This is a genomic window from Kitasatospora sp. NPDC097605 (assembly GCF_040302725.1).
Classification (GTDB): domain Bacteria; phylum Actinomycetota; class Actinomycetes; order Streptomycetales; family Streptomycetaceae; genus Kitasatospora.
Genome location: NZ_JBEOSF010000059.1, coordinates 1 through 12440 on the forward strand (window position 1 = coordinate 1; position 12440 = coordinate 12440).

General features: G+C 77.1%; 15 protein-coding genes and 2 pseudogenes. 10 read left to right on the forward strand and 7 right to left on the reverse strand.

Annotation, left to right across the window (positions count from 1 at the left end):
- Positions 1–104: 104 nt before the first annotated feature.
- The gene (locus ABTX81_RS37640; protein WP_350555087.1) at positions 105–539 is read right to left on the reverse strand and encodes a CBS domain-containing protein; all 435 of its coding nucleotides are present in this window, start codon (positions 537–539) and stop codon (positions 105–107) included.
- Positions 540–710: 171 nt separating this feature from the next.
- Here ABTX81_RS37640 and ABTX81_RS37645 point away from each other — a divergent pair, with 171 nt between their 5' ends.
- From ABTX81_RS37645 to ABTX81_RS37680, 8 genes and pseudogenes are all read left to right on the forward strand, one after another.
- On the forward strand, positions 711–1628 hold the full coding sequence (locus ABTX81_RS37645; RefSeq protein ID WP_350555089.1) for a helix-turn-helix domain-containing protein: 918 nt from the start codon (positions 711–713) through the stop codon (positions 1626–1628).
- A 63-nt stretch (positions 1629–1691) separates the two neighbouring features.
- Positions 1692–2144: a VOC family protein gene (locus ABTX81_RS37650; protein WP_350555091.1), complete on the forward strand. Its 453-nt coding sequence runs from the start codon at positions 1692–1694 to the stop codon at positions 2142–2144.
- Between the two features lie 45 nt (positions 2145–2189).
- On the forward strand, positions 2190–2546 hold the full coding sequence (locus tag ABTX81_RS37655; protein WP_350555094.1) for an MmcQ/YjbR family DNA-binding protein: 357 nt from the start codon (positions 2190–2192) through the stop codon (positions 2544–2546).
- Positions 2547–2582: 36 nt separating this feature from the next.
- Entirely contained in the window at positions 2583–3734 is a 1152-nt protein-coding gene (locus tag ABTX81_RS37660; protein WP_350555097.1) for a saccharopine dehydrogenase family protein, read from the forward strand.
- 584 nt (positions 3735–4318) lie between these two features.
- Positions 4319–4861 (forward strand): TetR family transcriptional regulator, encoded by a 543-nt coding sequence (locus ABTX81_RS37665; protein WP_350555099.1) that lies wholly within the window; start codon positions 4319–4321, stop codon positions 4859–4861.
- An 84-nt stretch (positions 4862–4945) separates the two neighbouring features.
- Positions 4946–5827 (forward strand): annotated as a pseudogene (gene ligD, locus ABTX81_RS37670) (non-homologous end-joining DNA ligase); the annotation flags it as partial.
- A gap of 93 nt (positions 5828–5920) precedes the next feature.
- Complete coding sequence (locus tag ABTX81_RS37675) at positions 5921–6775, forward strand: ATP-dependent DNA ligase (RefSeq protein WP_350555166.1); 855 nt, start codon at positions 5921–5923, stop codon at positions 6773–6775.
- A gap of 87 nt (positions 6776–6862) precedes the next feature.
- Positions 6863–7861: a cyanobactin maturation protease PatG family protein gene (locus ABTX81_RS37680; RefSeq protein WP_350555101.1), complete on the forward strand. Its 999-nt coding sequence runs from the start codon at positions 6863–6865 to the stop codon at positions 7859–7861.
- Positions 7862–7943: 82 nt separating this feature from the next.
- On the opposite strand, the pseudogene ABTX81_RS37685 reads toward ABTX81_RS37680, so the two are convergent.
- The 5 genes and pseudogenes from ABTX81_RS37685 to ABTX81_RS37705 form a co-directional block, all read right to left on the reverse strand.
- Positions 7944–8498: pseudogene (locus ABTX81_RS37685) on the reverse strand (type 1 glutamine amidotransferase domain-containing protein); the annotation flags it as partial.
- A 36-nt stretch (positions 8499–8534) separates the two neighbouring features.
- Complete coding sequence (locus tag ABTX81_RS37690; protein ID WP_350555103.1) at positions 8535–8867, reverse strand: PRC-barrel domain containing protein; 333 nt, start codon at positions 8865–8867, stop codon at positions 8535–8537.
- A complete protein-coding gene (locus ABTX81_RS37695) occupies positions 8867–9349 on the reverse strand; it encodes a DUF3040 domain-containing protein (RefSeq protein WP_350555105.1) in 483 nt (160 codons plus the stop codon). Before ABTX81_RS37695 ends, ABTX81_RS37690 begins: the two co-directional genes overlap by 1 nt.
- Positions 9350–9417: 68 nt before the next feature.
- A complete protein-coding gene (locus tag ABTX81_RS37700; protein WP_350555107.1) occupies positions 9418–9870 on the reverse strand; it encodes an HAD family hydrolase in 453 nt (150 codons plus the stop codon).
- 97 nt (positions 9871–9967) lie between these two features.
- Complete coding sequence (locus ABTX81_RS37705; RefSeq protein ID WP_350555109.1) at positions 9968–10564, reverse strand: GNAT family N-acetyltransferase; 597 nt, start codon at positions 10562–10564, stop codon at positions 9968–9970.
- Between the two features lie 233 nt (positions 10565–10797).
- Here ABTX81_RS37705 and ABTX81_RS37710 point away from each other — a divergent pair, with 233 nt between their 5' ends.
- Complete coding sequence (locus ABTX81_RS37710; protein ID WP_350555111.1) at positions 10798–10959, forward strand: hypothetical protein; 162 nt, start codon at positions 10798–10800, stop codon at positions 10957–10959.
- A gap of 33 nt (positions 10960–10992) precedes the next feature.
- Here the strand turns inward: ABTX81_RS37710 and ABTX81_RS37715 are convergent, their stop codons facing one another.
- Positions 10993–11643, reverse strand: coding sequence for a TNT domain-containing protein (locus ABTX81_RS37715; RefSeq protein ID WP_350555113.1), 651 nt, complete (start codon positions 11641–11643; stop codon positions 10993–10995).
- A 399-nt stretch (positions 11644–12042) separates the two neighbouring features.
- Here ABTX81_RS37715 and ABTX81_RS37720 point away from each other — a divergent pair, with 399 nt between their 5' ends.
- Positions 12043–12405: a hypothetical protein gene (locus ABTX81_RS37720; protein WP_350555115.1), complete on the forward strand. Its 363-nt coding sequence runs from the start codon at positions 12043–12045 to the stop codon at positions 12403–12405.
- The last annotated feature ends 35 nt before the right edge of the window (positions 12406–12440 follow it).

The window sequence follows — 12440 nt, forward strand, 5'->3', positions numbered from 1 at the left end:
CCGAGTCCTGGCTGTCGGCCGCCTCCTTCCAGGAGACGACCCGGGTCCTCACCGACGCGGCGATCCACGCCAAGTCGGACCCGCTGCTGGGCCCGCCCGTGGCGTCACCGCTTCATGTAGACGCTGTCCATGAAGTCGACGATCTGCTGGTCCGTCAGGCGCTGGCCCTCGCGGTGGCCCATTGCCAGGTCGGCCTCGCTGATCATGCCGACCAGCCGGTCGCCGTCGATCACCGGGATGCGGCGGATCTGGTGCTGCTCCATCTTCTGCAGCACGGCGTCGATGCCGTCGCCGGCCCGGACGCAGTGCAGATGGCCGCCCAGCTCCGAGGCCTTCGTGGCGGCCGGGTCCCGCCCCTCCGCGATACATCGCACGATGATGTCGCGGTCGGTGATGATGCCCTTCAGTTTCTGGTCGTCGCCGCAGATCGGCAGGGCGCCGACGCCCATGTCGCGCATCATCCGGGCGGCGTCGGCGAGGCTCTGGTCGGCGCCGATGCACTGGGCGCCGGGATGCATGATGTCTCGGGCAGTGGTCACGGGGCTCCTCCTCAGGGTTCTCCCCCCGAGCACCGGATGGTCCGGTCCTCCCACGCTATGCACGCCGCCGACGGTCCGCGAGCGCATCGCGCCCGGAGCTACCCCCGCGGTCACCGCCGGCCCGGGCCGCGGGCCGCTGCCGGGAGCGCGGTGCGGGCCGATACTGGGGACGTGACGGAGGAGTTCACCGAGGCGCCCGGCGCGGCGGCGACGGCCCCGGGCGACCTGGTCGACGAGGCGGTGCGGGTGCGGCCCGCGACAGCGCTGCGCCCGTACGTGGCCTGGTACTCGGGCTACCGGCAGCGCGGCCTGCCGCCGGCCCTGCACCGGGGCCTGCCGTCGCCGTACCTGACCTTCATCCTGACCCTGGACGAACCGCTCACCATGGCCGGCCACCCCGACCCGGCGCAGCCGCCCGGCCGGTACGCCACCCTGCTCGGCGGTCTGCACACGGCGCCGGCGCTAATCAGCCACCGGGGGCGGCAGTCCGGGATCCAGCTCGCCGTCCACCCGCTGGCGGCGCGGGCCTTGTTCGGCCTGCCGGCCGGGGAGCTGTCCGGCGTGGACGTCCCGGCCGAGGCGGTGCTCGGCACGGTGGCCGCCCGTCTCCAGGAGGAGCTGCGGGAGGCCCGCGACTGGCCGGAGCGGTTCGCGGCGCTGGACGGCGCGCTCCTGCGGCTCGCGCACCCGTCCGGCCAGGTGCCGCCGGAGGTGGTGCAGGCCTGGAACGCGCTGCGGCGCAGCGGCGGGGCCCTGCCGGTGGCCGCGCTCGCCTGGGAGACCGGGTGGAGCGGACGGCACCTGCAGGACCGGTTCCGCCGGGAGACCGGCCTCACGCCGAAGGCCGCCGCCCGGGTCATCCGCTTCGACCGGGCCCGCCGGCTGCTGGCCGCGCCCGGCCCGGCGCCCCGGCTGGCGGAGCTCGCGGCGCGCTGCGGCTACGCCGACCAGGCCCACCTGGCCCGCGAGTTCCGCGCGCTGGCCGGGTGCGCGCCGAGTACCTGGCTGGCCGAGGAGGGGCCGGACGCGGCGAAGTTCCGAAACGTTCAAGGCGGGGCCGGCGGGCCCGCGCCAGAGTGGGGGGCATGACGGCGGTCCGGCCCGGTGCCCGTCCGGGGAACGGCCGCCACCACCTGGAGGAGGTACCCCGCCATGGACACCGACACCGACACCGACCGCGCGGAGCGTGGCACGACGCCCGCGCCGCAGGTCTGGCCGAGTCTGCGCGCCCGCGACGCCCGCGCACTGATCCGCTTCCTGGCGGAGGCGTTCGGCTTCCAGGAAGTCGTCGCCTACGGCGAGGGCGGGTTCGTGGCCCACGCGGAACTGGCCTGGCCGGAGGGCGGCGGGGTGATGCTGGGCTCCGACCGCCCGACACCCGAGGGCGGCGAGCCCTGGCCGGGCGGCCCCGGGACGTTCACCGCGTACGTGGTCACGGCGGACCCGGACGCCCTGCACGCGCGGGCCATCGCCGCCGGGGCCCGGATCACCACCGCGCCGTATGACACCGACTACGGCTCGCGCGACTTCGCCGCCGCCGACCCGGAGGGCAACCACTGGTACTTCGGCACCTACCCGGGCGCGCCACGGCCCCCGGCGGGCTGAGCCGTGCGCCCCGCCGGCACGGCGGCCCGGGAGGCGCGGCGGGCCGTGGAGGCGCGGCGGGCCGTGGAGCGGCTGCGGGCCGTCTGCCTCGCCCTGCCCGAGGCGGCGGAGCGGGTCAGCCACGGCGAGCCGACCTGGTTCGCCAGCGCCGGCCGCCGGGCGCGGGTGTTCGTGATGCTCGCCGACCACCACCACGACGACCGCCTCGCGTTCTGGTGTCCGGCGGCGGCCGGCGCGCAGGAGTTCCTGGTCGCCGAGGAGCCGGAACGGTTCTTCCGCCCGCCGTACGTCGGCCACCGGGGCTGGGTGGGCGTGCGCCTCGACGTGGCGCCGCTCGACTGGGAACGGATCGAGGACCTGGTCGCGGACGCCCACGCCCTGGTGACCGGGCGGGCGCCTTGACGGAATTTTTAGGTCGGATGACCTATTTTTTCCTCCATGAGCACCCCGGAAGCTGTCTTCGCACCCGACGCCCTCGACACCCTCGACACCCTCGACGCCCTCACCCACGACCCGCAGGGACCGGTCCTGCTGGTCGGCGGCTACGGGACGGTCGGCACCGAACTCGCCCGGCTGGTGGCGGCCGAGCACCCCGTCCTGCTCACCGGCCGCTCCGAGCAGCGGGGCGCGGCACTCGTCCGCGAGCTCGGCGGAGCCCCGCACGCCGCCGTCCGCCGCTGGGACCTCGCCGACCCGGCGCCGTTCGCGGCGGCCGTGCGGGCCGTCGTCGCCGTGGTCAACGACCCGGACGACCGGGTGCTGCGGGCGGCCGCCGCCGGCGGGGTGCCGTACGCGGACGTCACCCGCTGGACCGCCCGGCTCCAGCGGGCCGCCACCGTGGCCGCCCTGCTGCGCCCCGCCGCGCCGGTGCTGCTCTCCTCCGCCTGGATGGGCGGGGTCGTCAGCCTGGTCGCCGCCGCGCTGGCGGAGCGGCTCGGCGGGGCCGACCGGGTCGAGACGGCGATCCGCTGGGACCTCGCCGACCGGGCCGGCGCGGACTCCGTCGAGTTCATGGACCGGCTGGGGCTGGACTACGAGGTGATCCGCGAGGGCCGCCGCGGCACGGTCGCCCCGCTGAGCGACGCCGGCACCGTGCGGATCGGCGAGCACCCCACCCGGGTCGCCCGGATCGACACGCCCGAGCAGTTCACCCTGCCGCTGACCCTCGGCACCGGCACCGCCACCACCCGGATCGGCTTCAGCTCCGGCCTCAGCACCCGGGCCCTGCTGGCCGCCAAGCACACCGGGTTCTTCCGCTGGGGCCGGGGCGAGCGCTGGCAGTCCGCCCGCCGCGCCCTGCTCTACTCCCCCGGCGAGGGCGGCACCGCGCTGCTGCGGATCGACGTCACGCACGGCGGGCGCACCCTGTCCGCCGTCGTCGCGGACCGCGCCGGCCAGGCCCACCTCACCGCCGTCGGCGGGCTGCTCGCCCTGCGCCGCACCCTCGGCACCGACGGCTCGGCCCCGGCCCCGGCCGGCGTCTCCTTCCCGGAACAGGCACCCCGCCCCGCCACGATCCTGCCCGCCCTCACCGCCCTCGGCGTCACGGTCGACATCCGCCCCGCCACAGGCTTGGATGCTGCCGCATGAGCACCACACCCATCCCCGGCGCCGAACCCCCGGCCCAGCCACACGGCCGGGAGGAGGCGGACCGGCCGGCAGCCGCCCCGTCCACCCCGGGCGCATCCCCCGCGCGGGCACGCGGGCGGAAGGGAGCGGAACTGCCGGATCCCACCCCGGCCACCCCCGAGACGCCCGCAGCACAGAAGCGCGCTGAGCCGACCGGCCCCGCCGCGCCGGAGGACCCCAGCACGCCCCCGGCGCCGGCGCCCGGGCCGAAGGGGGCGGAGCGTGCCGCCCCCACCGCGCCCGAAGACCCCGGCGCATCCCCCTCCCCGATGCACGAGCCGAAGGGACCCGAGCGGTGGGAGGCGCCGCCGTACGCGGCGGCGCACCACGCCGACGCCGTCCCCGGCACGCCTCCCACTCGGACGCGCGGGCGAACGGAGGCGGCGCGAACGGGCCCCGCCGCGCCGGAGGACCCCAGCACGCCCCCGGCGCCGGCGCCCGGGCCGAAGGGGGCGGAACAGCCGGACCCCGCCGCGCCGGAGGGGGCCGGGGCGGGGCCGGCGCGGGGGCGGGGGCGGAAGGGGGCCGAGCGGCGGGAGGCGTTGGTGGATGCGGCGGAGGGGGTGCTGGTCGCCGGGGGTGGTGCGGAGTTGACGATGCGGGCCGTGGCGGCGGCGGCCGGGGTGCGGCTGGGCCATCTCCAGTACTACTTCCCCACCCACGCCGCGCTGGTGGCGGCCGTGCTGGAGCGGGTGCTGCGGCGGTCGGCGGAGCGGCTGGCCCCGCTGCTCGCCCCCGAGGACCCCGGCGCCGCCGACACCGCCGAGGCCGTGGTGGCGGCGCTGCTGGCCGAGCAGGAGGATGCCCGGCTGGTGCGGCTGTTCGCCGAGGTGTGGGCGCTGGCCGCCCGGGAGGCGGCGGTGGCGGACGCCGTCCGCGGGTTCTACGACGACTACCGCGACCAGGTGGCCGCGTTCCTCGCCCGGCGCCGTCCCGAGCTGCCGGAGGCCGAGCGGCGGGCCCGCGCCGGGGTGTTCGTCATGCTGATCGAGGGCGCGTCGCTGTTCCGCTCCGGCGTGGCGGCCGAACGCGCGCCGGCCACCGACGGCGTGCTGCTCCGCACCGCCCTGGGCCTGCTCGGGCCGTGACCGCTCGCGCCCCACCCCCGCCGCGGGCAGACTGGCCGCGACGGACCCGGCCCGGCCGGGACACGCGCAGCCTCGGAGGCGGCGATGCCGCAGATGGTGGTCGACGGGCGCACCCTCGCGCTCTCGCACCTGGACAAGGTGTACTACCCGCAGACCGGCACCCTCAAGGGCGAGGTGCTGCGCTACTACGCCGCCGTCCACACCGCCCTGCTGCCCCACCTGCACGACCGCCCGGTGTCCTTCCTGCGCACCCCGGACGGCGTGGCGGCCGAGGTCTTCATCGCCAAGAACCCGCCCCCGGGAACGCCCCGCTGGGTGCGCACGGTGGAGGTGCCGAGCAGCAGCGGCGAGCTGCGCCAGGTGGTGCTGGAGAACGGCGCCGCCCTGCTCTCGCTGGTGAACCTGGGCTGCCTGGAGCTGCACGTGCCGCAGTGGCACGCCGCCGCGCCCGGGCTGGCGGACCGGCTGGTGCTGGACCTCGACCCGGGCGCGGGGGCGACCGTCCTCACCTGCCGCACGGTGGCCGGGATGCTGCGCGAGCGGCTCGCGGCGGACGGCCTGGAGGCCTGGGTGAAGACCTCCGGCGGCAAGGGCCTGCACCTGCTGGTGCCGCTGGAGCCGACGCCGAGCGCCCGGGTCTCCGCCTACGCCAAGCAGCTGGCAGCCGAGCTGGAGACGGCCCACCCGGACCTGGTCGTGCACACCATGGCGAAGGCCCGCCGCACCGGCCGGGTGCTGGTCGACTGGTCGCAGAACGCGGCGAAGAAGACCACCGCCGCGCCGTACACCGTGCGGGCGCAGCAGCGGCCGACGGTGTCGGCGCCGCTGTCCTGGACGGAGCTGGACGGGGCCCGGTCGGCGGAGGAGCTGGTGTTCACGATCGCCGACGTCCCGGAGCGGCTGGCGGCGCACGGCGACCTGTTCGCGCCCCTCATCGATCCGGCGCGGGCCCGCCCGCTGCCCGCCGCCACGGAGTCCCGCACGCCCCGCGAGGCGCCCCCGCCGGCATCCCGCCCCACCTCCCGTGACTCGGTGGTCCTGGAGCCCCCGGTGGAGGTGATGCGCCCGGCCGCGGTGCCCGCCGTCCCGCCGACGGACGGCCTCGGCGGCTCCGGGGTGGTCTACGAGCTGAAACTGGACGGCTTCCGCTGCGTGGCCTTCGCCCGCGGGCCGGCGCGCCCGCCGTTCCTGCAGTCCCGCTCCGGGCGGGACCTCACCGCCGAGTTCCCGCCGATCGCCGCCGCCGTCGCCCGGCTGCCGGCCGGACTGGTGCTGGACGCGGAGCTGGTCGCCTGGCGCGGCGGGCGGTTCGCCTTCGAGGAGCTGCTGCGGACCCGCCAGGCCCGGGCCGCCGACGACGTGGCGCTCGGGCTGGTCGCCTTCGACGTGCTGGCGCTGCCCGGCCGGGACGTCCGGGGGCTGCCGCTGGCCGACCGGCGGCGCCTGCTGCTGGCCGCGCTGGCCGACGTCCCGCCCCCGGTCCAGGCGGTCCTGGCGACCACCGACCGGACGGAGGCGGTGGCCTGGATGGAACAGCTCGCCGACACCGGGGTGGAGGGGCTGGTCTGCAAGGCGGCCGGCTCGCCGTACCGGGCCCGCGGCGCCGGGCGGGCCTGGGTGAAGTACCGGCGCGGCGACACCGTGGACGCGACCGTGCGCGCCGTCACCGGGCCGCCCACCCGGCCGAGGGCGGTGGTCCTGGAACTGGACGACGGCCGGGTGCTGCTCTCCTCGCCGCCGCTGTCGCCGCCGCAGTCCCGGCAGGTGGCGGAGGCGGCGGCCGGACGGCTCGGCGCGCCCGTGCACGATCCGCAGTACGGCTCCGTCCGGCCGCTCACCACCCCGCTGCGCGCCGAGGTGACCGTGACCGGACGGCCGCCGGCGGCGCTCTTCGTCCGGCTGCGCGGTGACTGAGCCCGCGCCCGCCCACCGGTCCCGCCCACCCGCGCCCGCCCACCCGCACCCGCCCACCGGTCCCGCACGCCGAGGGAGCCCAGCACCATGGAGCACACGCCCGCCCCCGAACCCCGCGACGGCGCGCCCGTCCACGCCGTCGGCCGGATCGGCGTCGACTTCCGCTCCGAGGCCCGCCGCGACGGCTTCCGCCGCCGGCTGGCCGCCGAGGCGGCCCCCGGCGGCCCGCCCCCGGATCCCGGGGACGTCCGGCAGCTGTACGACCACCTCGTCCGCAGCCCCTGGGCCTCCTCCGCGCTGACCTGGACGCTCTCCGTCGGCAGCACCCCGGTCTACGCCCTGGAGGCCGAACCCGCCGTCGCGATGGACTGGGCCGGCCCGCTCCCGGACCCCGGGCCGGCCGGGAGCGACGAGGAACGGCTCGCGCTGCTGCGCCGGATCGCGGCCGCCCCGCCGGTGCACCCCGTGCACCGGGCGCTGCGCGAGGCGCTGCTCGGCCAGTCGCTCCCGGCCGGGGACCCGGGCCGGATCGGCCGGCTCACGGTGCCCGGCCGGCTCACCGAGCGCACCGCGCGGCTGTTCTCCGGCGAGATCGTCCCGGTCGTCCAGGTGGGCACGCTCGGGCTGGCGTGCTGGGCCGAGACCCCGCTCCTCGCCGCCGCCGTGGACGCCGTCGATCCGCGGCCCGACGACCACGGCCGGGTGGCCGGGCACGTCCGCGCGCTGCTCGACAAGGTGTACTTCCAGTTCCGCAACGCGGGCCTGAGCGCCGCCGAGCGGGCACTGAACCACGCCGCGACGGAGTCCTTCCTGACCGGCGGGCTGCTCGGCGAGGGCCCGCTCTCGGCCGGGCTGGTCCCCGGCGGGCCCGAGCACCCCACCGGCGCGCCCGGCCTCTACACGCTGGAGACGATCACCGTCGCCAGGAGCCCGCACTGCCGGGCCGGCTCCGATTGCCGGGATGTGATGATCCGGTTCTCCGACCCGGCCGACGAGCGGCGCGCCGCCGTCACCTACGTCCACACCGTCGACGTCAGCGACCGGCCGCCGGTCACCCTGGCGCCGGTCCACCGCTTCCTCGGCTGACCTCCTCCGGCGCCGTGTGGCGGGAGGGGGCGGCCTCGTGGGCGACCGGCCAGGGCGGGTGCGGGCCCTCGGCGGGGCGGGCGTGCGCGAACTCCGTCACCAGCGCCTCGGTGAAGGCCGGCAGATCGGCCGGCCGCCGGCCGGAGACCAGCACCCCGGGTCCGTCCCGGCAGACGTGGACCGGCTCGTCGACCCAGTAGGCGCCCGCGTTGACCAGGTCGGTGCGGATGCTCGGCCAGGAGGTGAGGGTGCGGCCGCGCACCGCGTCCGCCTCGATCAGCGTCCACGCGCCGTGGCAGATCACCGCGACCGGCCGGCCGGCGGCGGACAGCTCGTGGACGAAGGCGACGGCGGTCCGGTGCAGCCGCAGGATGTCGGGGTTGGCGACGCCGCCCGGCAGGACCAGCGCGTCGTAGTCGGTCGGCTGCGCCACGCCGACCACGTCGTCGACGGCGAAGGTGTCCGCCCGGTCCAGGTACCGGAACGCCTGGACGCGTCCGGGCCGGGTGGACACCAGCCGCGGTGTGCCGCCCGCCTCGGCGACGGCCTGCCAGGTGGAGGTCAGTTCGGACTGCTCGGCGCCCTCGGGCGCGACCAGGAAGGCGACCGTGCGGCCGGTGAGGGCGACGAACTTCACCCGCCTCACCCCGTCCGCCGCCCGGCCCGCACGGCTTCAGCCCGTACGGCGCGCATCGGAGCGGCCACGGCCGAACCCGCCGCCGCCCGTCCGGTCGACCGCGGCCGGCGGCGGGGCCGAACGCACCCGGGCGCGCGGGCAGTCGAGGTGGACGACCAGCTCCAGGTGGTCGATCCGGGCGACCAGTCCGACCGGCACCAGGACCGGGGCGCCCGGCACCCACGGCCTGGTGTCCACCAGCAGGTGGTCCCCGGCGTCCTGGTCGACGCGGCCGAGCGGACCGTCGGTCGCCTCGACGTCATAGCCGACCAGCGTCAGGTCCGCGGCGTGGTGGGAGCCCGGGCGGTACTCCCACAGTTCGGTGGTCATCACATCTCCGGATGGTCCCAGGGCCGTCGCTCCCGGCGGTCCTGACGGTCGCGGCGCTCCTCCCCGGGCCCGCCGCCGTCCGTGGGCTCCCCCGGCCACCCGCGGGTCCGCGGCTCGCGGTACCCGCCGTCCAGCAGGTCGTCCGCCGTTTCCACCCGGCCGCGCCGCCGGCGGCGCAGCACCGCCGAGACCCCGGCCGCCAGCGCGATGCTGCCGACCCACACCACGGCCGTGGCGATCGCCATGGTCACGGTGGGCTTGCGCACCGCGACGCTGAGGCAGATCGCCGACATCACCAGCGCCGTCATCAGCACACCGCCCGGCACCAGGCGGCCGAGGCCGCACAAGACGCGCGCCAACCGGTTCGGCCGTTTCGCTCCCATCGTGCTCAACCGCTGGTCGAGCCGGGTGTCCCGGCGCAGTTCACCCTCGATCTCGGCCAGGAGCCGCCGCTCCCGTCCGCTCAGCGCGGGTCCGTCCATCTCGGTCACCTCCGGCACTTCCGGTGACGTCGTCCTCCCGTCCGGGCGAGTGCCCGGCGGGGTGCGGGCTAACCGCTCCGGCCCGCCGAGGCGGTCGAAGCGGCCGGACGGCGGTCACCGAACGCCCGGGGGCGGGCGAGCAGGCTGTCGTCCAGCGCGCGCAACAGGGCCGCGGGGTCGCGGTGCACCTCGACGGCGCCCGCGGCCCGCAGTTCGGGGGCGGTGGAGCCGGCGCCGAGCACGGCGACGCAGGCCACCCCGGCCCGGCGCGCCGCCCTGACCTCGGGCACGCTGCCGGCGACGAAGACCGCGTGCGCGGGTTCGCCGTCCACCAGGTCGAGCGCGGCCCGGACCGGGTCGCGGCCGGGGTCGGTCACGGTGAGCACGGGGGCTCCGGCCGGTCCGGGGGCGGTCAGCACCACGGTCCAGCCGCGGGCGGCGCACTCGCGCGGAAGCTCGGCGGAACCGTATGGCGTCGCACGCCAATCGGCCCCGAAGAGTGCCGCCGAGATGACCGTCATGGCCCACCGTTCCCGTTCCGCACCACGCACCGGCGCGCCCTTCCAGGTTAGGCCCGCACCCCGGAGCCCGCCCCCCGCCCGGGGCCGGTGCGCGCCCCTACTGGCCGGTCCAGGGGTCGGTGGCCAGGCGGGCGTGCAGGTGCTCGTCGTGGTAGCGGCCGTCGCCGAAGCGGTAGGAGGCCCGCAGGGTGCCTTCGAGCGGGAAGCCGCAGCGTTCGGCGACCCGGCAGGAGGCGGGATTGTCGACGGCGTGCGCGAGTTCGATGCGCCGCGCTCCGGCGGTCTCGAAGCCCCAGCGGGTGATCGCGCGGGTGGCCCGGGTGACGGCGCCCCGGCCGCGGGCGGCCGGCAGCAGCCAGTAGCCGACCATGGCGAGGCCGTCGGCGCGGTCGGTCCAGCGCAGGGCGGCGGTGCCGAGCAGGTCGGCGCCGGCGGGGTCCAGGATCGCGAAGTAGGCGAGGGTGCCGCTCTCCCAGCCGGCGGCCCACTTGTCGATGAACGCCTGGGCCTGTACCGGGTCGGCGGCGCGCAGCGGGTTCCAGAGGGAGATCTCCGGGTCGGCGGCAGCCGCGGCCAGGCTCGCCACCGCACCACCCCTGACCTCGAGTTCCGGCCCCCAGGGGCGCAGCAGGAGGTCGCCCAGGTCGAGCGTGGCCGGGACGAAGGTGGGCTGGGTGATGGATGCGGTGCTCATCCGCTCTTCCTATCTCCCGGTCCTCCCGCCGTGCAACGGAATTGCCGCCGGCGGAAATCCGGTCGGCGCGGCCGCCCCGGCGTGCCACGCCCGGGCCGCGGCCGAACTCGTCACCGCCCGCACCGCCGCCCTGGACCACGAGACCCTGGAGGCCGCCCGCGCCCTGCTGGTCGAGGAGTCCGACGACCTGACCGGGGAGGACTGGGAGCACGGGCTCGGCGGAGTGCCCGTGCGTGGAGAACGTCGTGGTGCGCGGACCGCCGGTCGCGCTGACGCCCTACGGCCCGGTGCTCACTCCGGACGACGAGGGCGAGGTGTTCGTGCTCCCGGGCACGGTGGCGCTGGACCTCGACGGGCAGCTGGAGTGCGACTGGCGCGACGGCGGCCTCTGGTAGCCGGAACCCGGCGGCCGCCGTCGCGCCGGGGCGTCAGATCCGGGCGAGGTAGCCGTTGTCGACCAGCCAGAGCACGTTCAGCCGGGCCGGGCCGTTCGGGACGAGCGCGGCGTCGAGCTGGTACTGCAGGCCGTAGCCGGGCTGGCCGAACCAGGGCGCGATCGGCCCGGCGTGCACCTTGAAGGGCTTCAGGACCTGGTAGTCGTGGTAGTTGCAGCTCGCGGCCGGGTTGCTGTCGAGACTCTGCGGCGGGATCGAGCGATTGGCGTAGGGCAGGCCCTCGGGGGCGAGGAACGCGCCGTACTCGCTGCCGTAGCGGTCGATCCGCTGGTTCGGGTAGAGGGTGATCTCGAACTCGACCGGGGTGCCGTCGGGCAGGGTGACGTAGCCGTCGGCGGGCGGGTAGATCCAGCCCGGGCCGCCGTTGTTGCCGGTGGGGCTGTAGTAGGTGGCGAGGAACTTCTCCTCGTCGAGGCCGCCGGTGCGCCGGTAGCCGACCAGCTCGCGGCCGACCGTGCCGGTGGTCGGCAGGTCGGCGGGGCCGAGCCGGGGGTCGCCGCGGAAGTCCGCCGTGGAGCACTCGCCGGACGGGGTGGCGGCCGTTCCGGCGGCGAGGGCCGGGGCGGTCGGGGCGAGCAGGGCGACGACCGCGGCGAGCGGCACGGCGAGCAGGCGAAGGCGCACGTTGTCTCCGTCGTGAGGTGGTGGGGTGGTGGGGTGGTGAAGCGCGGCCGGAGCGTGATCGGCCGCCCTCCGTGCCCGGTCCGGCACCAGGCAAGCGGATCATCTGATTGATCGTCAACCACCGTGGTCCGCAACGGGTCCGGATCCCCCGGATTCGGCCAACCGCGCACGCCGGACACCGGGGGGCGCGCACACTGGAGGGTCACGCCCCCAGCCTTGGACCCCGCACAGCCGCCGCAACCAGCGGCGGACCGTGACGGAGCCACCGCACCAACGCATCAGTTCCATTGACAGCCCGTCGGACCGGCCCGATCCTCGCCGGTACGGCCCGGCCACCGGCCACGGCCGCTCGACGACCGGGGGTGGTCAGCGATGACGGACCAGTGCGCCGCTCGGCAGATGCCGACGTCGGTCCGGCGGGCGGTGGTGTGCGTGTGGATCCACGCCGGCCTCAGCGGCTGCTCGGGCCTCCTGCTGCTCGGGGCCCTCGGCCGGAACCAGGGCGACGAGGTCGCGCTGGCGCGCTTCGTCGCGATGGCCTCCGTGCTGGTCGCCCTGCTGCTCGGCACCTGTGCCGGCCTCGCCTCCCGCCGGGCCGGCTGGACCAGGACGACGGTGGCCGTCATCGAGGCGCTGTGGGTCGCCGTCGGCGCGCTGCTGGTGGCCACCGGCTCCTTCGCCGCCCTGACCGGCATCGCCCTCGCCGGATTCGTCCTGCGGGCGTTCCTGTCCGCCGACGGGCGTGCCTGGTTCAGCGATTAGGGCACGCCCGTCAGGGCCGGGACCGGGGCCGGGAC

Excerpts from the sequence above, each read along its gene's own strand:
- ABTX81_RS37650 (WP_350555091.1), top strand. The coding sequence starts at position 1,692 with ATGGACACCGACACCGACACCGACCGCGCGGAGCGTGGCACGACGCCC.
- ABTX81_RS37660 (WP_350555097.1), top strand. The coding sequence starts at position 2,583 with ATGAGCACCCCGGAAGCTGTCTTCGCACCCGACGCCCTCGACACCCTC.
- ABTX81_RS37675 (WP_350555166.1), top strand. The coding sequence starts at position 5,921 with ATGCGCCCGGCCGCGGTGCCCGCCGTCCCGCCGACGGACGGCCTCGGC.
- ABTX81_RS37680 (WP_350555101.1), top strand. The coding sequence starts at position 6,863 with ATGGAGCACACGCCCGCCCCCGAACCCCGCGACGGCGCGCCCGTCCAC.
- ABTX81_RS37690 (WP_350555103.1), bottom strand. The coding sequence starts at position 8,867 with ATGACCACCGAACTGTGGGAGTACCGCCCGGGCTCCCACCACGCCGCG.
- ABTX81_RS37695 (WP_350555105.1), bottom strand. The coding sequence starts at position 9,349 with ATGGACGGACCCGCGCTGAGCGGACGGGAGCGGCGGCTCCTGGCCGAG.
- ABTX81_RS37700 (WP_350555107.1), bottom strand. The coding sequence starts at position 9,870 with ATGACGGTCATCTCGGCGGCACTCTTCGGGGCCGATTGGCGTGCGACG.
- ABTX81_RS37705 (WP_350555109.1), bottom strand. The coding sequence starts at position 10,564 with ATGAGCACCGCATCCATCACCCAGCCCACCTTCGTCCCGGCCACGCTC.
- ABTX81_RS37720 (WP_350555115.1), top strand. The coding sequence starts at position 12,043 with ATGCCGACGTCGGTCCGGCGGGCGGTGGTGTGCGTGTGGATCCACGCC.